The organism is Winslowiella toletana (genome assembly GCF_032164335.1).
In the GTDB taxonomy this organism is placed as follows: domain Bacteria; phylum Pseudomonadota; class Gammaproteobacteria; order Enterobacterales; family Enterobacteriaceae; genus Erwinia; species Erwinia toletana_A.
The window spans coordinates 4794854-4815836 of sequence record NZ_CP134152.1 but is presented as its reverse complement, the minus strand read 5'-3'; the positions used below and the strand labels follow the sequence as shown (position 1 = coordinate 4815836).

At 53.0% G+C, this 20983-nt stretch carries 22 protein-coding genes; 9 read left to right on the top strand and 13 right to left on the bottom strand.

Translation table 11 applies throughout. From position 1 onward, the window contains the following. The first annotated feature begins 26 nt into the window (after positions 1-26). Positions 27-2075 carry a DUF2157 domain-containing protein gene (locus tag RIN69_RS21905; RefSeq protein ID WP_313854564.1) on the top strand — a complete coding sequence of 683 codons (2049 nt, stop codon included), beginning with the start codon at positions 27-29 and terminating at the stop codon, positions 2073-2075. Beyond that, complete coding sequence (locus RIN69_RS21900; protein ID WP_390902471.1) at positions 2062-2550, top strand: GDYXXLXY domain-containing protein; 489 nt, start codon at positions 2062-2064, stop codon at positions 2548-2550. Before RIN69_RS21905 ends, RIN69_RS21900 begins: the two co-directional genes overlap by 14 nt. Positions 2551-2554: 4 nt before the next feature. On the opposite strand, the gene slmA is transcribed toward RIN69_RS21900, so the two are convergent. From slmA to coaBC, 3 genes are all read right to left on the bottom strand, one after another. After that, positions 2555-3151, bottom strand: coding sequence for a nucleoid occlusion factor SlmA (gene slmA / locus RIN69_RS21895; protein WP_313854560.1), 597 nt, complete (start codon positions 3149-3151; stop codon positions 2555-2557). Positions 3152-3265: 114 nt separating this feature from the next. Further along, positions 3266-3724: a dUTP diphosphatase gene (dut, locus tag RIN69_RS21890; protein ID WP_313854558.1), complete on the bottom strand. Its 459-nt coding sequence runs from the start codon at positions 3722-3724 to the stop codon at positions 3266-3268. Then, positions 3702-4916: a bifunctional phosphopantothenoylcysteine decarboxylase/phosphopantothenate--cysteine ligase CoaBC gene (gene coaBC, locus RIN69_RS21885; protein WP_313857838.1), complete on the bottom strand. Its 1215-nt coding sequence runs from the start codon at positions 4914-4916 to the stop codon at positions 3702-3704. The genes dut and coaBC overlap by 23 nt, the downstream gene beginning before the upstream one ends. A 190-nt stretch (positions 4917-5106) precedes the next feature. Here coaBC and radC point away from each other — a divergent pair, with 190 nt between their 5' ends. The 4 genes from radC to mutM all read left to right on the top strand — a co-directional run bounded on the left by radC (position 5107) and on the right by mutM (position 7359). Then, positions 5107-5775, top strand: coding sequence for a RadC family protein (radC, locus tag RIN69_RS21880; RefSeq protein ID WP_313854555.1), 669 nt, complete (start codon positions 5107-5109; stop codon positions 5773-5775). A 280-nt stretch (positions 5776-6055) separates the two neighbouring features. Continuing rightward, on the top strand, positions 6056-6292 hold the full coding sequence (rpmB, locus tag RIN69_RS21875; protein WP_052901820.1) for a 50S ribosomal protein L28: 237 nt from the start codon (positions 6056-6058) through the stop codon (positions 6290-6292). Between the two features lie 11 nt (positions 6293-6303). After that, positions 6304-6471 carry a 50S ribosomal protein L33 gene (gene rpmG / locus RIN69_RS21870; protein WP_003024094.1) on the top strand — a complete coding sequence of 56 codons (168 nt, stop codon included), beginning with the start codon at positions 6304-6306 and terminating at the stop codon, positions 6469-6471. A gap of 78 nt (positions 6472-6549) precedes the next feature. Then, on the top strand, positions 6550-7359 hold the full coding sequence (gene mutM / locus RIN69_RS21865) for a bifunctional DNA-formamidopyrimidine glycosylase/DNA-(apurinic or apyrimidinic site) lyase (protein WP_313854553.1): 810 nt from the start codon (positions 6550-6552) through the stop codon (positions 7357-7359). A gap of 30 nt (positions 7360-7389) precedes the next feature. Here the strand turns inward: mutM and coaD are convergent, their stop codons facing one another. From coaD to RIN69_RS21830, 7 genes are all read right to left on the bottom strand, one after another. Beyond that, on the bottom strand, positions 7390-7869 hold the full coding sequence (gene coaD / locus RIN69_RS21860) for a pantetheine-phosphate adenylyltransferase (RefSeq protein ID WP_313854552.1): 480 nt from the start codon (positions 7867-7869) through the stop codon (positions 7390-7392). After that, entirely contained in the window at positions 7866-8639 is a 774-nt protein-coding gene (locus RIN69_RS21855) for a glycosyltransferase family 2 protein (protein ID WP_313854551.1), read from the bottom strand. Before RIN69_RS21855 ends, coaD begins: the two co-directional genes overlap by 4 nt. Further along, positions 8640-9914 carry a lipid IV(A) 3-deoxy-D-manno-octulosonic acid transferase gene (gene waaA, locus RIN69_RS21850; RefSeq protein ID WP_313854550.1) on the bottom strand — a complete coding sequence of 425 codons (1275 nt, stop codon included), beginning with the start codon at positions 9912-9914 and terminating at the stop codon, positions 8640-8642. Between the two features lie 90 nt (positions 9915-10004). Further along, the gene (locus RIN69_RS21845) at positions 10005-11138 is read right to left on the bottom strand and encodes a glycosyltransferase family 4 protein (protein ID WP_313854548.1); all 1134 of its coding nucleotides are present in this window, start codon (positions 11136-11138) and stop codon (positions 10005-10007) included. Then, positions 11131-12207: a putative lipopolysaccharide heptosyltransferase III gene (gene rfaQ / locus RIN69_RS21840; RefSeq protein ID WP_313854547.1), complete on the bottom strand. Its 1077-nt coding sequence runs from the start codon at positions 12205-12207 to the stop codon at positions 11131-11133. The genes RIN69_RS21845 and rfaQ overlap by 8 nt, the downstream gene beginning before the upstream one ends. 132 nt (positions 12208-12339) lie before the next feature. Beyond that, positions 12340-13356 carry a UDP-glucose 4-epimerase GalE gene (gene galE, locus RIN69_RS21835; protein WP_313854545.1) on the bottom strand — a complete coding sequence of 339 codons (1017 nt, stop codon included), beginning with the start codon at positions 13354-13356 and terminating at the stop codon, positions 12340-12342. 30 nt (positions 13357-13386) lie between these two features. Then, the gene (locus RIN69_RS21830; protein ID WP_313854544.1) at positions 13387-14490 is read right to left on the bottom strand and encodes a glycosyltransferase; all 1104 of its coding nucleotides are present in this window, start codon (positions 14488-14490) and stop codon (positions 13387-13389) included. A gap of 176 nt (positions 14491-14666) precedes the next feature. Here RIN69_RS21830 and RIN69_RS21825 point away from each other — a divergent pair, with 176 nt between their 5' ends. Genes RIN69_RS21825 through RIN69_RS21815 form a run of 3 tightly spaced genes read left to right on the top strand, consistent with a single transcriptional unit; the run spans position 14667 to position 18006 of the window. Next, positions 14667-15629, top strand: a complete 963-nt coding sequence (locus tag RIN69_RS21825; protein ID WP_313854543.1) for a polysaccharide deacetylase family protein — start codon at positions 14667-14669, stop codon at positions 15627-15629. Then, positions 15626-16726 carry a glycosyltransferase family 9 protein gene (locus RIN69_RS21820; protein WP_313854541.1) on the top strand — a complete coding sequence of 367 codons (1101 nt, stop codon included), beginning with the start codon at positions 15626-15628 and terminating at the stop codon, positions 16724-16726. Before RIN69_RS21825 ends, RIN69_RS21820 begins: the two co-directional genes overlap by 4 nt. A gap of 32 nt (positions 16727-16758) precedes the next feature. Next, positions 16759-18006 (top strand): O-antigen ligase family protein, encoded by a 1248-nt coding sequence (locus tag RIN69_RS21815; protein WP_313854539.1) that lies wholly within the window; start codon positions 16759-16761, stop codon positions 18004-18006. Positions 18007-18027: 21 nt separating this feature from the next. Here the strand turns inward: RIN69_RS21815 and RIN69_RS21810 are convergent, their stop codons facing one another. Genes RIN69_RS21810 through rfaF form a run of 3 tightly spaced genes read right to left on the bottom strand, consistent with a single transcriptional unit; the run spans position 18028 to position 20976 of the window. Further along, complete coding sequence (locus RIN69_RS21810; protein ID WP_313854537.1) at positions 18028-18951, bottom strand: glycosyltransferase family 2 protein; 924 nt, start codon at positions 18949-18951, stop codon at positions 18028-18030. 10 nt (positions 18952-18961) lie between these two features. Continuing rightward, positions 18962-19927 (bottom strand): lipopolysaccharide heptosyltransferase RfaC, encoded by a 966-nt coding sequence (gene rfaC / locus RIN69_RS21805; RefSeq protein ID WP_313854535.1) that lies wholly within the window; start codon positions 19925-19927, stop codon positions 18962-18964. Further along, positions 19927-20976 (bottom strand): ADP-heptose--LPS heptosyltransferase RfaF, encoded by a 1050-nt coding sequence (gene rfaF / locus RIN69_RS21800; protein ID WP_313857837.1) that lies wholly within the window; start codon positions 20974-20976, stop codon positions 19927-19929. Before rfaF ends, rfaC begins: the two co-directional genes overlap by 1 nt. Between the last annotated feature and the right edge of the window lie 7 nt (positions 20977-20983).

Here is a 20983-nt window from a genome sequence, read left to right as displayed (position 1 = left end):
CGCCCTGACTGGCGCGGAGAAAACGCGTGGAAAACCATCTATATGCAGGAAAATCCGCAACCGCAGTGGGTCGTGCGGTGCGGCGGTTACAGTCTCAGGGCTTTATTTCATCAGCAACTCATCACGCTATTCTGCAATTAATTGGTGCGCGTCCGGATGCGCAGGGATGGCTGCTGTTTCTGCGCGCGACCTTTGCGTTGATCGGCACACTGGCCATGGTATGCGGCGTGATGTTCTTTTTCGCATGGAACTGGGCGGCGTTACCACGGATGGTTAAATTTGCCCTGGTTGAAGGGGCGATCGTCGCGCTGGCGGTAGTGGTCTGGTGGCGCTGGGCACAGCTGAGCGGGCGACTGGCGTTAGTCGCCATTGGCATACTGATTGGCGTGCTGTTTGCAGTATATGGTCAGATTTATCAGACCGGTGCCGAAAGCTGGACCTTATTCCGTGCCTGGGCGATGGCTTTGTTTGCCTTAGCCTGCTTTGCCCGCCTGACGGCGCTGTGGTTTCTCTGTTATTTAGTTGCCAATATCGCTTTTGTGCTGTGGCTCGGTGGCTGGCAGGACTTTCCCTTTCTGCAGAATTTCAGCCTGATTTATCAGCTGGCGCTGGTTGTCGCGCTGATTGCCTGGTTTACGGCGACCCGCCGCACCGACTGGCTGTTTCGAATAATGGCGTTCTGGACGCTGGTGACGCTGACAATAGCCACCGCCAGCGCGCTGTTTGATGATCGTTCACTCTCCGGTGCTGTCAGCGCACTGTTGTGGCTGGCGTTACTGATCGGCGGCTGGCGATTGTTTTATCATCATCAACGCGATCTGTTTAGTCTTACCTGTGGTTTATTCAGCATCAGCAGTCTGCTGGTGGCTGGCGCGATGCGGCTGTTTATCGGCATCGATATTATTCTCACCCTGGTGGTAGCGCTGGTAGTACTCGCTCTGTGTGCGGTGCAGGCCAGCCGCTGGATAATGAAGTGGCGGGCAGAAGAGCCGCAATCGCCGGCCGAAGAGCGGCACGAGCAGCAAAATCTCTGGTTGCGTTTACAGCAGCAGTCGCTCTTAACCGCGCAGCAGATCAGCCAGCTGCAGCAAGAAAGAGATGATGAACTGCCGTGGTACGTGCGCGCCGCGCTGGTAATCAGCGGCTGGTTTGCCGGGCTGCTGGCTTTTGCGCTGCTGGTGCTGGCCTGTTTTCTTTACGGATTGTTCGATCGGTTTGATGCCGGCACTTTTTTACTGATGGCGCTGGTTTGTGGCATCCCCGGCGGGCTCTTGCTGCGCAAATCGGGGCTTGCTCAGCAGCAGATTGGTTTATCCTGGGCGGTAGCCTGTACGCTTAGTGTCTGTACGGCAGTGGCGCTATGGACAGATGAACGTAGCTGGATCAGCGGGCAGATGTGGCTGATGTTTGTGCCTGCGCTGGCGCTACTGTTTCTTCTGTTTCGCAATAACTTTTATCGCTTCCTTAATAGCGCAGCGCTGATCTTTTTCCTGATTGGTGGACTGACCTGGTACACCAGTAGTCTGCCGGTGGTGGCTACGGCGGTGGTTACCGTCGGTATCATTCTTGCCGGTATTGACGATCGCTACAGCTGGCGTTTTCGACCGGTATTATCGGGGATGAGCTGCGGGCTGTTGCTGCTGTGTTTCTATGGTTCTGTGCCGCTGGATGGCCTGGCGTTAATAGAGGAGTTTGCTCCGCGTGATAGCGATTTCTCCACGCTTAACGAGGGCATTGCCGCTGGTCTGCTGATCGCGGCTTTGATTCTCGGCCGACGCGAAGGTATGCCGGGTGCCTGGCAACTGCTGTTGATTGCCACGGTGCTGGCCGCGATGAGCCTTTTTGCACCGGGTATCGCGCTGACCTGGCTGTTACTGCTGCTGGCGCGTTACCAGAACAGCAAAGTCCTGATGCTGACGGCAGCGGTGCTGATGGGGCTGTATACGCTCGACTGGTATTACTTCCTCGGCATTTCCCTGCTGGATAAAGCGTTAATGCTGTTCGCCGCCGGAGCATTGTTAATTGCGATATCTGTGCTGGCACATCGTCGTTTACAGGAAGGTGAGGATGCGTAAAGGCTTGCTGTTCGTGGTTTTAGCGCTGATTCTGCTGGCGGCTAACCTGGCGATATACCAGAAGCAGCAGCTGCTGGGCAGTGGCAGTGTGATGCGGCTGGAGCTGGCACCGGTAGATCCGCGTGCGCTGATGCAGGGAGATTATATGGCGCTGAACTATGCGCTGAACAGTCATTTGCGCAGCACTGAGATACCCGGCAATCACCGGCTGATTGTTACGCTGAATCCGCAGCGGATTGCCACCGAGGCCGGCTGGGATCGCGGACAGCCGTTAAAGGAGAATCAGTATTATCTGCAGGCGCATCGTGGTAATCAGGGAATAGCGGTTGCCAGTGATGCGTGGTTCTTCGAGGAAGGTCATGCGAAAGATTATATTGATGCGCGTTACGGTGAACTGCGTGTCGCGGAGGATGGCACGGCGCTGCTGGTGGCTTTACTCGACGAACAACTTAAGCCTTTACCTGCAACGCCTTAGCCCTTTATACCAGCTGAGCAGCCAGTAGTGGCCAGCGCGCTTCGAAATCGGCGGTTGGACGGTAGCGAAATTCGGACCGGACAAAGCGTGACAGCATACCTTCGCAGAAGGCCATCAGCTGGCTGGCCAGCAGAGTTTCATCGGTGGTGAAACCTTCGCCTTCCCGCATTTTGCGCTCGCGCATCACCTGGCGTAACTGGACTTCAATTCGCTCGAACAGCTGATTAATACGGCCTTGCAGGCGATCCTGTTCAAACATTAACGCATGACCAGTCAGAATTCGCGTCAGGCCCGGATTACGCTCACCAAAGCCGAGAATAAGCTGAACGATCAGGCGCAGGCGTGGCAGCGTCTCTTTTTCATCACTTAATATCAGGTTGATACGGGTTATCAGGCTGTCTTCAATAAACTCGATCAGACTATCAAACATCCGCGTTTTACTGGGAAAGTGCCGGTAAAGCGCCGCTTCGGACACGCCAACATTGGCCGCAAGTTTGGCGGTAGTGATACGCTGGCTACCATCACTGGACTCCAGCATTTGCGCCAGAGCCTGCAATATCTCCTCGCGACGATTCCTTTTCGCACTCTTTTTTTCTGCCATGACTTAAAAGACCCCTGAAAATTCACCATAAACGGGCAAATACCCACGTAACATCCGTGAGAGGGCGTCTCACGGCGTTAAAATTATATCGTTACGGGGATGGTTCGTTATGTGTTACTGGCGACCGGAGTGGCCAAAGCCACCTTCACCACGCGCGCTGGCATCAAAATCCTCGACCAGATTAAACTCGGCCTGAACCACAGGCACGAAAACCATCTGTGCGATGCGCTCACCGGGTTGAATAGTGAAGCTGTCTTGCCCACGGTTCCAGACGGATACCATCAGCTGGCCCTGATAGTCAGAGTCAATCAGCCCCACCAGGTTGCCCAGTACGACGCCATGTTTATGGCCCAGCCCGGAGCGTGGCAGGATCACTGCCGCCAGTGAGGGATCGGCGATGTGAATCGCTAAACCGGTCGGAACCAGCGTGGTAACGCCAGGTGCCAGATTGATGGCATCATCAAGGCAGGCGCGCAGGTCAAGGCCTGCCGATCCCGAGGTTGCGTAGGTTGGCAGCGGGAATTCGTTGCCGACACGCGGATCCATAATCTTAACGTCGATTTTTTTCATCATAACGGCTGACAATCTCGTCTATTAACTGTTGGCCAAGGAGTGACTTATCGCTGAGCGGTAAGACTTTTTCTCCCTCCTGCCAAAAAAGGTGAAGAGCATTGGTGTCGCTGTTGAAACCCTGCCCGGCTTTTGAAACATCATTGGCGCAGATTAAATCCAGCTTTTTCCGCGCACGTTTTTGTTGGGCGTATTCTTCCACATTCTGGGTTTCAGCGGCAAATCCTACAACATACGGGCGGCTTTCGCTCATTGCGCCAACGTCCGCCACAATATCGGGGTTTTTTACCATGGTGAGGGTAACTTCATCACCCTGTTTTTTGATTTTTTCTTCGGCAATCGTCGCCGCGCGGTAGTCTGCCACGGCTGCGCTACCAATGAAAATATGCTGACGCGTAATGTGTTCCATCACCGCTTTTTGCATTTCCAGTGCGGTGGTGACATCAATGCGTTTCACCCATGCTGGCGTCGGTAAATCAACCGGCCCGGCGACCAGCGTGACGTTGGCACCGCGCGCGGCAGCGGCTTTAGCAATGGCAAAACCCATTTTTCCCGAGCTGTGGTTGCTGATATAGCGTACCGGATCGAGCGCTTCACGTGTTGGTCCTGCGGTAATCATAATATTGAGATGTTGCAGGTCGTTGACCGGGGAAGACCATTTAATGGCTTCATCAACCAGCGCTAACGGATCGAGCATGCGGCCTGGGCCAACATCGCCACAGGCCTGGCTGCCGCTGTCCGGGCCCCAGATCATCACACCGCGTTCGGCCAGCAGTTTCAGGTTATGCTGGGTCGGAATCGCGCGATACATCTGCTGATTCATCGCTGGCGCGATGGCAATTGGCGCGGCGGTTGCCAGGCAAATGGTAGTGACCAGATCGTTTGCCATGCCCGCAGCGACGCGCGCAATCAGATCGGCGGTGGCCGGTGCCAGAATCACTAAGTCAGCCCACTTACCCAGCTCGATATGGCCCATGGCGGCTTCTGCTGCCGGGTCGAGCAGATGATCGGATACCGGATAACCGGACACCGCCTGCAGGCTCATTGGAGTGATAAAAGCTTTGGCAGCGTCGGTCATCACTACCCGCACTTCCGCCCCGCGATCGCGCAGGCGACGCACCAGCTCTGGCGCTTTATAAGCCGCGATACCGCCGCTAACGCCCAATACGATGTGTTTACCGGTTAATCCCATCATAATGTTATCCGCCATCTCTACATTCAGATTGACGCCCTGATTGCGTCACGATTTGTGTATTTTATCACACTCCTGCTGTTCGTCCCTTCCGCTTACTGCCAGCTTTGCGAGCCAGCGCGAAAGCTGACAATTTGCCGCTGTCCATCGACGAGGGTGCGGGGCATTGTGCGTTTATTTCGGGAGAGCACAGATGAACGTATCATGGCAGCAGTTAATGCCGCGGGAGAAGTTGCAGCAGATGGGAGCGGGGGCGTTAACCGATGCGGAGTTGTTAGCGATATTTTTGCGTACCGGTTCCGTCGGACAGGATGTCATGTCGTTGGCTGCTCAGCTACTGCTGCAATTTGGTTCGCTGTATCATGTAATGACCGCCGATAAGCAGGCAATGGCGGAGGTAACGGGTATTGGCGCGGCCAAATTAGCGCAGTTGCATGCGGTGGCTGAGCTGGGGCGGCGTTTTTTTCGTGCCAGTATGGCGCGCGAAGATGCACTGGCGAATCCGCAGGCGACGCATCAGTATCTGTTGAGCATGCTGGCGCACCAGGAACGCGAAATTTTTATCGTTATTTTTCTCGATAATCAGCACCGGGTACTCGCTTCGCAGGAGATGTTTGCCGGCAGTATCAACAGCGTTGAGGTTCATCCGCGAGAAATTGTGCGGGAAGCGTTAAAAATCAATGCAGCGGCGCTAATTCTGGCGCACAATCACCCCTCGGGGATGGCTGAGCCCAGTGCCGCCGATCGTGATATTACTCGCCAGATAGTCAGTGCGGGTTTATTACTAAATATCAGAATATTAGATCACCTTGTCATTGGTCAGGGTCAGTATGTTTCGTTCGCTGAACGCGGCTGGCTGTAACGCTGACAACTGGACAACAAGGCTGCGTATTGCGCATTTTCTCGCCGGATTTGTTCCCGGATGCCGCTATTTTGCGCGATCCAGCGGGATCTTTATCTGTTCGGGACTTGAGCACTGGCGCTACAGGGCGTATACTACGCCACCTTTGAGAATCTCGGGTTTGGCGTATGGGCCTGCCAGTGGGTTCACACAGAACTCGCTTGGGTGGGCTACTAGCCTGACGAGGCGGCCAAGACCTTATTTTTAAAGCTCGAGCTGATTTGATTTTTGGAGAATAGACATGTCACGAGTCTGCCAAGTAACTGGCAAGCGCCCGGTGAGCGGTAACAACCGTTCCCACGCGATGAACGCGACGAAACGCCGTTTCCTGCCGAACCTGCACTCTCACCGTTTTTGGGTTGAGAGCGAAAAGCGCTTCGTTACGCTGCGTGTATCTGCTAAAGGTATGCGTGTAATTGATAAGAAGGGTATTGATACGGTTCTGGCCGATATGCGTACCCGTGGTGAGAAGTACTAAGGAACTGAATCATGGCTAAAGGTATTCGTGAGAAAATCAAGCTTGTTTCTTCTGCTGGTACAGGTCATTTTTATACCACCACGAAGAACAAGCGTACTAAGCCGGAAAAACTGGAACTGAAAAAGTTCGATCCAGTTGTCCGTCAACATGTACTCTACAAAGAAGCTAAAATTAAATAATTTTGGCGACTTAAGAAAAAACCCGGCTTCGGCCGGGTTTTTTTGTTTTTATGAGACCACAAAATACGAGGAGTTGGCATGCCTGAATTACCTGAGGTAGAAACCAGTCGGCGCGGTATTGAGCCTCATCTGGTCGGTGAAACCATTTTGCATGCGGTAGTGCGTAACGGTCGCCTGCGCTGGCCGGTGTCCCAGGAAATTCAGGCGCTGAGCGATCAGCCGGTGCTGAGCGTACAGCGGCGTGCCAAATACCTGCTGTTAGAGCTGCCGGACGGCTGGATTATTATTCATCTGGGAATGTCCGGCAGCTTGCGCGTGCTACCGGAAGAGATTCCACCGGCAAAGCACGATCACGTCGATTTAGTCATGAGCAACGGCAAAGTGTTGCGCTATACCGACCCGCGCCGCTTTGGTGCCTGGTTGTGGTGTGCCGATTTGCAGGCCAGTAATGTACTGGCGCATTTAGGGCCAGAGCCGTTAAGTGACAGCTTCAATGGTGACTATCTGTTTGAAAAGTCTCGCGGAAAGCGTACGGCGATTAAGCCGTGGTTGATGGATAATAAGCTGGTGGTGGGCGTCGGGAATATCTATGCCAGTGAATCGCTGTTTACTGCCGGGATCCTGCCCGATCATCCGGCAATGGCGCTGACGCAGTCGCAGGCAGCGCTGCTGGTCGCAACCATTAAAGCGGTGTTGCTGCGCTCAATAGAGCAGGGCGGGACCACGCTGCGTGACTTTTTACAGACTGACGGTAAACCGGGCTATTTTGCCCAGCAATTGCAGGTTTACGGGCGTGCAGGTGAGCCGTGTCGGGTTTGTGGCAGCTTAATTGAAAGCGCCAGGCATGGTCAGCGCAGCACCTTCTTCTGCCGTACCTGCCAGAAGTGATGGGTGAGAGTGACGGCAGTGATGCCGTCCTTACGCCAGTTTAGCCATCAGCGCGCTGTATACCGGCGCTGGCAGAAAGGCTTGCACATCGCCCTGATGGCGAGCTACCTCTTTAACCAGCGAGGAAGAGATAAATGAATACTCTTCCGACGGCATCATAAATACGCTTTCCAGCGTGGGTAACAGATGGCGGTTCATATGCGCCAGCTGCATTTCGTACTCAAAATCAGACACTGCGCGCAGGCCTCGCACCAGCACATTTGCCTGCTGCGCTTTGGCAAAGTTTGCCATCAGATCGCTGAAACCGACTACTTCAACATTGCCAAGATGTGCGGTCACCTGCTGCGCCAGCGCCACACGTTCATCCAGCGTAAACATCGGCTTTTTACTCGGGCTGGCTGCTATAGCCAGCACGATATGATCGAACATTAGCGCGGCACGCGTGACGATATCGAGATGACCGTTAGTCATCGGGTCGAAAGTACCGGGATAGATCGCCTTGGTGCTCATACGCTACCTTTATTGGCCTGATTCAGCGCCCACAGCGCTGCATATTTGTTGAAGGTGTACTGTGCATTCACCACTGACAGTAACCAACCCTGTTTGCCATCGAGAAAACCGGCTCGCAGCACCAGCGTTTTCAGAAATGCACTGATGGTATGGCTGAACACCGAAAACATACTGCAACTTTTACCCTGCTGATAACGCTGCTTGGCCCAGGCTTCCGCATAGGCAAATTGCTTGCGCTGAAAAGCAGAGAAGTCGCGACAGGTCAGATGCTTGAGATCACCACGTAACGGAACGACATGCGCTTCGCGGGTATCAAGCGACTCATGAACCTGATTATCATTATAGTGATAGTCGCGCGGATAGAGGCGGGTGACGCGATCCGGATACCAGCCGCTGTGACGCATAAAGCGCCCGAGAAACAGATTGCGGCGCGCGATGCTGTAGACGGTGTGCGGTTCCGGGCAGTGAAGCACGCGCTCAATCGAGGCGCGCAGTTCATCAGTGACCCGCTCGTCAGCATCGATCATCAGAATCATATCGCCAGTGGCATAACTTTGTGCATGCTGACGTTGCAGCCCATAGCCGGGCCACTGTTCAGAATGATAAACCGTAACGTTATGCTGGCGGGCAATCTCTGGTGTTTGATCGCTGCTGCCGGAGTCGAGCAGAATGATTTCATCGGCCCAGCTGACGGAAGCCAGGCAGTCTGGTAACAGCCCGGCCTCGTTTTTGGCGATCATCACCACCGAAAGTCGTTGGCGAGAACTCATTTAATGATTCCGTGGTGGCAAGTGAGGTTCGAGTAACTGTAGCAGACGCTGAAGCGCGCCCTGATTCTGATGCAGCACTTCTACCGCATGACGTCCGTAGTAACGGCGATAGTCATCGTCAGTCAGCAGGATGCCGATCTCTTTATCCAGCGAATCGGCATCGGTAACGGTGATCAGACCGTCTGCCTGCTGCAGTTTGCTACAGATATCTTTGAAGTTGAAGATATGGGGGCCCATCAATACTGGCAGGGCATGTGCTGCCGGTTCCAGCGGATTATGGCCGCCGCGCTCAACCAGGCTGCCGCCAACAAAGGCGAGATCGGCAATGCCGTACAGCAGCATCAGCTCACCCATGGTGTCACCAATAACCACCTGCGTACTGCCGGAAGGGATTTCACCGCTGCTGCGCATAATATAGCTTAGACCCGCTTTTTGCGTCATATCACGTGCCACCGTAAAGCGTTCCGGGTGGCGGGGCACCAGGATCAGCAGCAGATCCGGAAAGCGTGTCAGCAATTTACGATGGGCATCAAGAATAATGCTCTCTTCGCCTTCATGAGTACTGGTGGCTATCCACACCGGGCGTCGTGGCGCCCACTGACGACGCAGCGTCACCGCGCGTGCTGCCAGTTCTGGCGTGACAGAAATATCAAATTTCAGGCTACCGGTAACCGTCAGATGTGAACGCTTCAGCCCAAGGCTGACAAACCGCTCACCGTCTTCCTGATTCTGCGCGGCAATCAGTGTGATGCGTTGCAGTAACTGGCGCATAAACTTGCCAAGCTTTTTATAACCGGCCGCTGAACGTTCTGAAAGGCGCGCGTTGGCAATCACCAGCGGGATTTTTCGATCGTGCAGGGCTTTGATAATGTTGGGCCACAGCTCGGTTTCCATGATGATCACCAATTTTGGGCGGGTGGTATCAAGAAAACGATTAATTGCGCCGGGCAGATCGTAAGGCAGGTAAACGTGATGCACGTCTTTACCAAAAGCAGATTGTGCCCGTTCTGAACCGGTTGGCGTCATGGTGGTGACGGTAATCGGCAGCGTCGGGTAGCGATGGCGCAGCGCACGAACCAGTGGTACGGCAGCAAGGGTTTCACCTACCGAAACAGAGTGCAGCAAAATTCCATCTGGTTTGACTTTACCTGCACAAAAGCCATAGCGTTCCGCCCACCGTTTACGATAGGCAGGGGCTTTTCGACCACGCAACCAGAGGCGAAGCCAAATCAGTGGCTGAATGAGATAGAGCAAGGCGGTGTAAATTGTCGTCATACCGATTTTTACGACACGTGTGCGTCAAACATTATCCAGTGAACAATCCGGCATGGTAGCAGATAACTTGCCTGTGCTCATCTTACTTCATCATGACGTGAGTAATACTTGTTGATAAAGAGAATGCAACTCTGCGGCAAGGCGTTGCGGCGTGTAAGGCAGAATTCTGCTGCGTGCGGCCTCACTCATCGCTGAATCAACGGCTTTCGACGGAATAGCATTAACAGCATCGTTTAATGCTTTGATATCTAATGCATCGCAAACGAAGCCTTCCTGACCATCAGTAATAAACTCTGCTCCGCCACAGCCGAAGCTGGTAATCACCGGCAGACCGCACGCCATCGCTTCCAGTACCACGTTCGGGAAGGGATCGTACAATGTGGGTAAAATTAAGGCGTCGGCTGCGTGATAGAAAGAGATCACATCCTGCTGTACGCCGACAAAACGGATACGGTCGAGGCAGTTAAGCTGATTTGCCAGCTGCTGATAGCGACTCAACTGCTTATCCTGGCCGACGACGATCAGATAGCGATCGCTGTTGGCCAGCGCCTCAATTGCCGCACGTAAACCTTTACGTTCAAAGCCGGAGCCAACATAGATTAGCGCGCAGGCATCAGCGGGGATATTCAGCTGCTTACGGGTTGCATGGCGCGTGGCTTCGGTTGCCGGCTGGAAACGCTGTGAGTCGATGGCGTTATAGATTACCGCAAATTTTTCTTCCGGTACCTGGAAGCAGCGGATGATGTCACGCTTCACCATCTCCGAGTTACAGATGATTTTCTTCAAAGAGTCGGAGCGGAACATCTGTTCTTCAGCCTGCATTACGTAGTGGTGATAAGGGCTGAAGCGGGTAGCGAAGCGCTGTAGCGGCGAAACAATGCGCGCGCGTTGCTCCAGCCAGACGCGGTGCACGCCATCACCAGCACGGAAAATATCACAGCCTTCAATACGTTCGTGGCTCTGCACGATATCAAACTTTTCCCGCTGCCAGCAGGCGCGTGCGGCCTCGGCGAATCCGCGTTCGCGTGATATGCGACCCCACTTTTTTGGATTGCAGATATGCAGGTGCCAGTCAGGATTTGGCGTGCCTTGCCAGCTGCGGGTGATAATGTTCAGGTCGAGCCGATCGCTCTCCAGCGCTTCCAGCGCGCGGGAGATAAAGCGTTCTGCACCACCGTCAGGGCGATACTTCTGTCTGACAATGGCGAGGCGGACTTTATGCATCCAGATAGCTCCTTGCTGCTGTTACCACCTCTTCCACCGGAATGGCGGCGAGATAGCGCTGTTGAGTGTTGGTATTAATCGCGTCCGGGTCGGGCAGCGGCGCATAGTCACCGGCCCAGATAACCCGGTTTCTTTCGCCCCACGGACGCCAGTGCTGCAGTTTGGTCGGGCCAAAAAGCGCGATGCAGGGCGTACTCAGAGCGGCGGCCATATGCATAGGTGCAGAGTCCACGCCGATAAACAGTTCAGCATCATCGATCAGCGCGGCCAGTTGTGGCAGCGTGAGTTTACCGGCCACTGAGACCACATCGGCGTTTTTACACAGTGACAGAATATTATCGATCATCGCCTGCTCCCGGGCATCCGGTGCGGCGGTCAGCACCACCTTCAGATTGGGATGTGCCAGCTGATCGATCACCGCGGCCACTTTCTCATCTTCCCAGCACTTAAATATCCAGCGTGAAGTTGGCTGAATCACCAGATAGCGGCCATTGATGTGCTGCTGTTGTAACACCTGACGGGTTTGCTGCAGATCGCTTTCGCTGTAGTGCATTGAGGCGCTGATGCCTTCAATTGGCACATCAAGCGGTTGCAGGGCAGATAAATTTTGCTCCACGGTATGCAGCAGGTGGTGATTATCGGTAGAGACAAGATAGTTATGGCAAAACTGCCACAGGCGATTACGACGCTTTTTGAAGGCAAAACCAATACGCACCGGTGCGCCGGAGAAGCGGGTAATCATGGCACTTTGCCACTGGTCGGCAAGATTAATCACGACGTCGTAATGGCGGGAGCGAATGGTCGCTTTGAGCGCGCTTTCATGCTTGAAACGCTGCCATCCGCCCTCTTTTTTCCAGTTACGATCGATAACGTGAATGTCGCTAATGGCCGGATGAGCTTGCAGCATCGGACGCGTTTCTGCATATAGCAACACGTCAATCCGTGCATCAGGATAACGCTGATGCAGAGCATTAATCACCGGTGTTGTCAGCAGCATGTCACCATGGTGGCGTAATTTGATCAGCAGAATATTACGTGGCGTAAACGTTGAGGGAATCGGGCTTGCCATACTTATGGTTTCTCAAAGTTAAGTGAAACGATTGTAGGGGAAACCTTTGGCCGGTTAAAGCCATTAACGCACCGGCGTAACGCAAAGCCAAATCGGGGCAGAAGGTAGCCTCCTGCCCCGGTTAACGCAGTGTCAGGACTGAAAACCTTGCGGATTACTGGACTGCCAGCGCCAGGCGTCCTCCATCATCACATCAAGATTGCGCGTCGCCTGCCAGTCCAGCCCGGTTTTGGCGAGCGACGGATCTGACCAGCATTCGGCGATATCGCCAGGGCGGCGCGGCACCACCTCATAAGGTATTTTCCGTCCGGAAGCCTGTTCAAACGCGTGCAGCATCTCCAGTACCGAGTAGCCAACACCGGTTCCGAGATTATAAACAGCAACGCCCTGATGCCTGTCGATATGTTCAATCGCTTTCAGATGGCCTTCAGCCAAATCCATCACATGAATATAATCGCGCACGCCGGTGCCGTCTTTGGTCGGATAGTCATCACCAAATATCGCCACTTTTTCCAGTTTGCCAATTGCGACCTGTGCAATGTAAGGCATCAGATTGTTAGGAATGCCGTTCGGATCTTCGCCAATCATTCCGGATGGATGAGCGCCCACCGGATTGAAATAGCGCAGAATGATAATAGTGAAGTCCGGTTCGGCCAGCGCGAAGTCTTGCAGAACCTGCTCGACCATTAACTTGGACGTCCCATAGGGATTGGTGGTGCCGCCGGTGCGCGACGTTTCAACCAGCGGAATCTGTTCCGGCTGGCCGTAGACGGTAGCGGATGAGCTGAAGATCAGCTTAGTGACGCCTGCGCGGCGCATTTCCGCCAGCAGCACCAGGCTACCGGTAAGGTTATTATGATAATAATCCAGCGGCTTACGCACCGACTCGCCGACTGATTTCAGTCCGGCAAAATGAATGACCGCTGAAATGCTGTGCCGGGCAAAAATTTCTCTGAGTGTTCCGGCATCGCAGACATCACCCTGACAGAACGTCACCGTTTTACCGGTCAGGGTCTCCACCCGATCTAAAGCCACAGCGGAGGCATTGACCAGATTATCCAGTACCACTACATCTTCGCCTTTTTCCAGCAGCGTGAGCACGGTATGTGAACCGATGTAGCCTGCTCCGCCGGTAACCAGAATCGCCATAAAAATCCTTTCTGTCAGGAAGTGATAATGCTATCTGACCGCGAGTTCGAGATAACGGTCAATAATTAAATTAATATCGAATTTAGCATACATTGCTGGGGTAATGTGCGGTGGTGACTGCCAGCAAAGTTGAAGTTTCTCTGCCAGTGAGCTGGCGTTGAGATCCGCCTGAAATGCTGCCAGTTCACCGACCATTATTTCACCAACGCCGCCGGGGCAAGCGGTGCTGACAATTGGCGTGCCGCAAATTAGCGATTCGATTAATACCGTAGGCAGGCCTTCACTGTCAGAGCTGAGCGCAAACAGCCGCGCACCCTTCAGCATTGGCAGCGGATTTTTGCAAAAGCCAGCCAGGATGACCTGCTGTTGCAAATTAAGCTGCTCGATTTTTGCCTGCAGCTGTTGGGTTACTGCCGCATCCCCCTGGCCGACGATCACCAGTTTGGTTGGCAGTTTTGCCTGCGCAAAGGCTTCCAGCAGGCGATCCTGACGCTTCACCTGATGGAAGCGACCGACGTGCAAAATATACTCTTCACCGGCAAACGGATTCTCTGCCTGCGCGCGTTGCTGTATCTGCGCCACATCGAACGGGTTATAGATGGTTAACATTCTGAGCGGTACAATGCCCATGGCGTTGACCAGATCTTCGCCAACGGCATCCGACACGGTAATAATGTTGCGCCCGCGATAAACCTGCTGAATTTTGGCTTTTTTCAAATAGCGAGCCAGCGGCTTCTTATTACCGAGGTAGGAACGCGAATAAATGCCGTGAATGCAGTGCCAGACATTACAGCGTTTTAGCAACTGCGATCGCACCACAATCCGATCGGTTTTATGCAGGCTGGAAATCACCAGTGCCGGTTCCCCTTTCTCGGAGAACAGCTGTTCCAGCTGGCGATCAAGGGAGCGCGCCCGTCGTGGCAGCTCGGTCAGTTTACGCAGTGGGCCGCGTCCGCTGTCGTGATCAACCCGGTAATCGACATTTGGCGGAATATCGTAATCCAGTCGTTTGCTCAGAGACAGCAGGGTGACCTGATGGCCGCGATCGGCAATGCCTTTTGCCAGCGTGAGCGTGACGTTTTCAGCGCCGCCACCGGGCAGGCCATCAATAATGAAAAGAATATGCTTTGTCATGGCGTCCGCAGTTCAGGCTGATTCTGATAAGTTGATTAGGGCTAAATTCTAATGGACTGGCTATGCGATGGCTACTTTTGCGGATTTTTCCTGCTCAATGTCCGGTTAAATTACTTTGCGCTGATAAGTCCCGCTGCGTAACATAACTGCTCAGTTTTTATGAGGTCAGAAAGATTATGGCAAGGCCCGCATTTCTCATCACGATTGATACTGAAGGTGACAACCTCTGGGAAAATCATGACAAAATCGATACGCGAAACGCTGCTTTTTTGCCGCGGTTCCAGTCCCTGTGTGAGAAATTTGGTTTTAAACCGACCTGGTTAACCAACTATGAAATGGCCATCGATCCGGTTTACGTGGAATTCGCCAAAGATGTTATTGCACGCAATCAGGGCGAAGTAGGGATGCATCTGCATGCGTGGAACAGTCCTCCTTTAGTTGACCTGACCGGCGATGACTGGCGATATAAGCCTTATCTTATTGAATATCCTCAGGATGTCATTAAAGATAAAGTTGAGTTTATGACACAGCTGCTGGAAGAGACCTTTCAGACCAAGATGCTTAGCCACCGCGCCGGGCGTTGGGCGTTTAATGAATACTACGCCTCGCTGTTAATTGAGCAGGGTTATCTGGTCGATTGCTCGGTCACGCCTCGCGTCGACTGGCGTAATTCACCAGGCGATCCGAAAGGCAATGGCGGCACTGATTACCGTGATTTTCCGCATCACGCTTATTTCATCGATCGGCAGGATATTGCCAAAGCGGGCAACTCGCCGCTGCTTGAAGTGCCGATGAGCATTCAACACAAATACTCTCCGTTAATGAATAGCGTTAAGCAGGGTGTGGCGCGTTTACGCGGTAAAAAGCGTAGTCCGTCGGTAAACTGGCTACGCCCGGTGGGGGGAAACCTCGAGAAAATGAAGCGGGTGGCTGAACAGTCGCTAGCTGAAGGTGCTGATTACGTAGAATTTATGCTGCATTCATCAGAATTTATGCCGGGCGGAAGTCCAACATTCAAAAATGAAGCAGATATTGAACAGCTTTATGACGATCTGGAACAGCTGTTTAGCTGGTTACAGTCGCGCACTTTGGGAATGACATTAGCCGAGTATTACCGGCACGCTAAGGAAGTCAGATGAGAAAACCCTGGAAAGCTAAAGCAGTCGATCTGATTTTGCGACTGTATACCAAACGCAAAGGATTGTTAGCTTCACGCGATACCTTTCCTCAGGAAAAGCAGTTTGCCAATATCGTAATTTACTCCACTACCGCGTTGGGTGATTTTATGATGAATACACCCGCGATTCACGCGGTGCGGCAGCGTTTTCCCGAGGCTTTTATCACGCTGGTGGCGCACCAGAAATTTCGTGATTTTATGGCCGACGGTGAAGACTGGGATCGCGTGGTTTACTGGAACAATAAAGTAAACTCGCTGCGGGCTCTGTTAAACCAGTTGAAAGAAAAAGGTCAACCTGACCTGGCGATCATTTTGCACGCCCACGATCCCTATGATTACCTCAGCGCGGTCATGTCCGGGGCAAAATATATCTTCCGCGACAATTATGTCGACGATTTTCCGTGGCGCGACCGCTGGCTGACCAATTATACCTATGGATTCAAAGGTCATTTAGTCCAGCGCAAGCTGGAGTTAGTTGCGCCATTAGGGTGTGACATCAGTAATGTGGCAATGAGAGTTCCGCGTGCTCCGGCTGAGAAAATAGTTAAGCCAGATAATCAACGAGTTATAGGTTTTCAGATGGGCGCATCTTCTGCTGAGCGTTGCTGGCCTGCGGAAAGTTTTGCCGATGTTGCCAATACGCTGCTGGCGGAAAATCCTCGGGCCAGCGTGGTATTGATTGGCGGGCCAGGCGAAAAACATCTGGAAAGTCCGTTTATGGACAAGGTCGATCCGGCTTTCCGCGACCGAATTGACAGCCAAATTGGTAAGACGACGTTGCCGGCGTTGGTCGAGACCATCAATAACTTCGATGTATTGCTGACCGGTGATACCGGGCCGTTGCACCTGGCGATTGCACTCAAAGTACCGACATTGAGCTTGTTTGTTACTGAGGAGCCGTATTCAAGTGGCCCGTATCAGGATACTGAGATACATCAGATTCTGTATGGTGTGCGAATGGCACTTATTCCAGGATCGTTGTCTAACGAAGCGATGAAAACGATTACATCAGCGCAAGTGATTGCCTGTTTACGAAATAATTTTGCTGTTTTTAGCTGAATCAACGGCCATTGCTGCCAGGCAGGAAGAGAATGTCTTTACTCGGACCGTTAAAAAATTATCGTCGCACGTTGTTTTACACCGTTTTGCTGCTGGTTTTATTGTCTAACCTGACAATGTTTTTCAGTGTTAAAAGCGCCAAAGTGGCATTTTACTGGGCGTTCTATTTTTCACTACTGGGGATGCTCTGTGATTTTCATCGCCTGCAAAATCGTCACTGGTGGATTATTGCCCCGATACTTTTGCTCGGCATTAGCGATCTTATCTGGTTTGCCTGGATCTATATCGGCAATCCCGACTTCGACGAGTTCAACGCTTACCTTAATACCGGCAAGCGCTTAATTCTGGCTGCGGTGATTGGCTACTATTTGCTCAGCGTGATGCCGAAATATCACCAGACCAGCCGGGCAGTAATCAAGCTGGCGCTGGTTCTGACCTTTATTGTCGCCAGTGGCGTGGGCATCTGGCAGCATTTCTATATGCCGGGTCGGGTAGACTTCTTCCTTGGCCGTGCCACCAATGCTGCCTATGATTACTCCATTCTGTCTGCTGCATTAATCTTTCTGCTGGTCTACGAAAATGTGAACCGCAGAACCATGCTGTGTAGCCTGGTGATCTTTGCCGTCTCTTATTACATTATTTTCCAGACCGGAACGCGTAATGTTATGGCAACGTATCCGCTGCTGATTATCTTTGTCGGTATTGTTAAGCTGCGTCATCTTGGCTTTAAGCCACTGATTTTTGTGTTACTGAGTATTGGCGTCGTCACTGCGTTGAGCTATCAACATGTTATTAAGCCGAAGTTTGATGCCACGGTTAGCGAGTTCAATCGCTATGAAAATACGAATGGTAATGAGCATGGCTCACTGACCAGTCGTCTGGCTATGTGGAGTATCGGCAAGAGCTTAATCATCGATCATCCGCTCGGTAACAGCCTCGAGGAACGCTGGAACTATGCGCAGGATTATGTGAAGCGTAATGACGCGGATAAAAGTGCATTAAGATATGTTAACGTCCATCTGCATAACGAATTGATCGAGGTGGCCAGTTTAATGGGCGTACAGGGAGCGCTGGTGCTGCTTTTTTTCTACTTCTCACTGTTGGGATACGCTTATTACACCCGTAACCCGCCGCTGTTCGCCATTATGATGGGGATTATCGTTTGTGGGCTTACGGATGTGCTGTTTGGCAGCCGCGAGCAGACCATTATGCTGAGCTTACTGATTATTTCAGTGGTGGTATGGCATAACGATCGCTTGCCAGGTACGCATCGTAAATAAGCCCCTGTTGGGCAGGCGTGATTATTGCGCCTGCCTGGCGACTCTCAGCAGTTTACGTTTATAACTAAAGCGAACGCGCCTGTTGGCTAAAAACGCTAACTTCCCTATCTCCCTGATGCGCTTCTTTGTCTTCTCCAGTTCTACTGTCCCGGCCATTTCCCCCGCGTAGCGGTTAAAGAGATCGATCCAGTGGCAGGCAATAAGATGGCTGAAACGGGCAGGAAGTACCTGATCCATATGTTCCAGCGTCTGATACAGGCATTGCACTTTCGCCAGATTAATTTTGCCGGAAAGGCTTCCGCTGCGCTTGATATACAGATAGAAACCGCTGCGTGAATAGAGGATTTTGTTGCTTAACGTCAGCACCTGCGGAAACACCCAGCTGTCTTCGTAGCAAACAAATTCAGGAAAGGGTGCAGCAATTAAAATCTCTCGCCGGAAGAACTGGCCGATAACATGTGCCTGAAAATCACGGTGAATCAGGAAGCGCTCAATAGCATTATCCGGCGACAGGATTTCTGGCGCGGATGCGGTGACGATTTCGGGATGCGTGGCGTTTTCTTCTGTCTCAATCAGCTTACAAATCAACAGATCGGGGCGCTGCTGTTGCAGAATTTGCAGTTTCTCGTTCAGCTTATTGGCTAACAGCAAGTCATCACCATCGATCATCAGAATATATTCACCCTGACACTCGGCGACGGCAAAATTACGCACCTTACCAATATTGGCAAATTGCGTAATAAAAGTTTTGCTGGCCGGATAAGTAGCGGCGAACCGATCGATAATCTGCTGGGTGTTGTCAGTGGAGTTATCATTGGTAATGATAAATTCGCACAGTGGCAGGGCGCCACCGAGCGACGTAATCACGCTAGCCAGAGTGGCTGATAACCATGCCTCGCCATTATGTGCCGTGATAATAATGCTTAACAGTGGAGGCATTGGCATAGTGTGCTCGTTATAAGAGATTGTTCAAAGCCGCCGCCACGCTGGCAGCGGAAATATCAGCCATTAGATGACCGCTTTCAGGCTTCAGCACAAACTGATTTTTACCATAACCGCCAATCAGGCCGGGATCGGTTGGACCATAAAGCGTGATATTAGGGCGATCGAGCGCTGCCGTTAAATGGCTCAAGCCAGTATCCACTGAAACCACCGCTTTAGCGCCCGCCAGCGTTTTTGCTACCTGTTCCAGCGTCAGCTTCGATAATACATCAACGAAATCAAAACCCTCTGCCAGCCGCTGCGCACGCTGATGCTCATGCTCTGCGCCCCAGGGTAATTTAATGCGTAATCCCGAGTCGGCCATCAGGGCAATCAGCTCGCGCCAGTGCTCTTCCGGCCAGTGTTTGCTGTCACGGGTCGTCGCATGCAGAAATACCAGGTAAGGATGAGCATCAACCGGTGGCTGTGCGAGGAAGTGCGCCGCAATGGCGTAATCCCCGTTTGTCTGCGGTTTTTCATAGCCGAGACTTTTGGCAAACAGCTCACGCGTGCGCTCTACTGCATGTTGCTGCTTACTGATTTCGTGGCGTTTATCAAACCACCAGCTGGAAAACGGCTCGCGTGCGCTGCGGCTGTCGTAGCCGTGTTTCTCACCTTTGGCGAGGCGGGTAACCAGCGCGGCGCTCTTAATCAAACCCTGAGCGTCGATCACCCGATCGTAAGTGCGCAATTGCAGCTCACGTTTAAACAGCACGCGTTCTTCACGCTGCTGGCTGCCAAACCAGTGCTTCCGCCAGCGGCGGATTGCCACCGGTAATACGCGATCGACCGCCGGATGCCACGAAGGAATCTGCGCGAAACCCTCTTCAACCACCCAGTCAAAACGAATATCGGGAATGGCATTCATGGCGTCAGTCAGTGCCGGCAGCGTATGCAGTACATCGCCCATAGAAGACGTCTTAACAATCAAAACCTGCATTAATTCTCCTGGCTCTGTACGAGCAGGGTTTCCAGCTCATTCAGCACGCGAGCCGGCTGAATATCGATCAGGCTTTGGTGATAGCCCTGTTCCGCGTCACCTTTACGGACTTTGTGATAGCCGGTAATCAGGCGGATAACCCGCGCCTGCTGGGAAAGTGGCGGAGTAAAGTCCGGGCTGCTGGGGCCATAAAGTGCCACCAGCGGGCGATTCAACGCAGCAGCAATATGCATCAGCCCGGAATCATTGCTGACCACCGCCCGGCAATGTGCCAGCAGAATGACCGCCTGCTCCAGCTGGGTTTCACCCGCCAGATTGCGACAGAATGGCCGCGCTGATTCATCCAGAGATTGCAGAATTTGCTCGCCGGTTTCATGGTCTTTCGCCGATCCAAACAGCAGGATTTGATAGCCCTGATCGATCAGCTGCTGCGCCAGCGCCGCGTAGTGATAGTGTGGCCAGCGTTTTGCCGGGCCAAATTCGGCTCCCGGACAAAAACCGATAATCGGACGCGCGCTGGTTAGTGAAAAAGCGGCAGCAGTGGCGACTTTTTCCTCTTCGCTGACCTGCAGCTGCGGCCACAGCAGCGGCTGAGGCAGATCGCGCGCTGAGCGAATCCGATCTTTGTCATAAGCCAGCGCGGCATAACGCTCGACCATTAACGGGAAAGCTGGTTTATCCAGCACGCGCAGATCGTTCAGTAAGCCGTAGCGCATTTCACCGCGCCAGCCGGTACGTTGCCGGATTCCGGCAAAGAACGGTACTAACGCCGATTTGAATGAACCCGGCAGTACATACGCGCGGTCATAGCCTCTGGCGCGGAGGGATTTCCCCAGCCGACGACGTTCACCGATCGCCAGCGCGCCGTGACCCAGCGGCATCGCCAGCGCTTCGTTGACTTCCGGCATGCGGGACAGCAGCGGCCGGCACCACGCGGGTGCCATAACGTCTATCACCGCTTCAGGATGGTTTGCCTTCAGCGTGCGATACAGACTTTGCGACATCATCATGTCACCGACCCATGACGGCCCGATCACCAGAATTTTCATCAACGAA

What these genes read in the sequence shown, in the direction of transcription:
- RIN69_RS21825 (WP_313854543.1), top strand. Translation starts at nt 14,667, where the DNA reads ATGGCAAGGCCCGCATTTCTCATCACGATTGATACTGAAGGTGACAAC.
- RIN69_RS21815 (WP_313854539.1), top strand. Translation starts at nt 16,759, where the DNA reads ATGTCTTTACTCGGACCGTTAAAAAATTATCGTCGCACGTTGTTTTAC.
- rpmG (WP_003024094.1), top strand. Translation starts at nt 6,304, where the DNA reads ATGGCTAAAGGTATTCGTGAGAAAATCAAGCTTGTTTCTTCTGCTGGT.
- mutM (WP_313854553.1), top strand. Translation starts at nt 6,550, where the DNA reads ATGCCTGAATTACCTGAGGTAGAAACCAGTCGGCGCGGTATTGAGCCT.
- waaA (WP_313854550.1), bottom strand. Translation starts at nt 9,914, where the DNA reads ATGACGACAATTTACACCGCCTTGCTCTATCTCATTCAGCCACTGATT.
- rpmB (WP_052901820.1), top strand. Translation starts at nt 6,056, where the DNA reads ATGTCACGAGTCTGCCAAGTAACTGGCAAGCGCCCGGTGAGCGGTAAC.
- rfaF (WP_313857837.1), bottom strand. Translation starts at nt 20,976, where the DNA reads ATGAAAATTCTGGTGATCGGGCCGTCATGGGTCGGTGACATGATGATG.
- rfaC (WP_313854535.1), bottom strand. Translation starts at nt 19,927, where the DNA reads ATGCAGGTTTTGATTGTTAAGACGTCTTCTATGGGCGATGTACTGCAT.
- radC (WP_313854555.1), top strand. Translation starts at nt 5,107, where the DNA reads ATGAACGTATCATGGCAGCAGTTAATGCCGCGGGAGAAGTTGCAGCAG.
- coaD (WP_313854552.1), bottom strand. Translation starts at nt 7,869, where the DNA reads ATGAGCACCAAGGCGATCTATCCCGGTACTTTCGACCCGATGACTAAC.
- RIN69_RS21830 (WP_313854544.1), bottom strand. Translation starts at nt 14,490, where the DNA reads ATGACAAAGCATATTCTTTTCATTATTGATGGCCTGCCCGGTGGCGGC.
- slmA (WP_313854560.1), bottom strand. Translation starts at nt 3,151, where the DNA reads ATGGCAGAAAAAAAGAGTGCGAAAAGGAATCGTCGCGAGGAGATATTG.
- RIN69_RS21810 (WP_313854537.1), bottom strand. Translation starts at nt 18,951, where the DNA reads ATGCCAATGCCTCCACTGTTAAGCATTATTATCACGGCACATAATGGC.
- RIN69_RS21820 (WP_313854541.1), top strand. Translation starts at nt 15,626, where the DNA reads ATGAGAAAACCCTGGAAAGCTAAAGCAGTCGATCTGATTTTGCGACTG.
- RIN69_RS21855 (WP_313854551.1), bottom strand. Translation starts at nt 8,639, where the DNA reads ATGAGTTCTCGCCAACGACTTTCGGTGGTGATGATCGCCAAAAACGAG.
- dut (WP_313854558.1), bottom strand. Translation starts at nt 3,724, where the DNA reads ATGATGAAAAAAATCGACGTTAAGATTATGGATCCGCGTGTCGGCAAC.
- RIN69_RS21845 (WP_313854548.1), bottom strand. Translation starts at nt 11,138, where the DNA reads ATGCATAAAGTCCGCCTCGCCATTGTCAGACAGAAGTATCGCCCTGAC.
- coaBC (WP_313857838.1), bottom strand. Translation starts at nt 4,916, where the DNA reads ATGATGGGATTAACCGGTAAACACATCGTATTGGGCGTTAGCGGCGGT.
- rfaQ (WP_313854547.1), bottom strand. Translation starts at nt 12,207, where the DNA reads ATGGCAAGCCCGATTCCCTCAACGTTTACGCCACGTAATATTCTGCTG.
- galE (WP_313854545.1), bottom strand. Translation starts at nt 13,356, where the DNA reads ATGGCGATTCTGGTTACCGGCGGAGCAGGCTACATCGGTTCACATACC.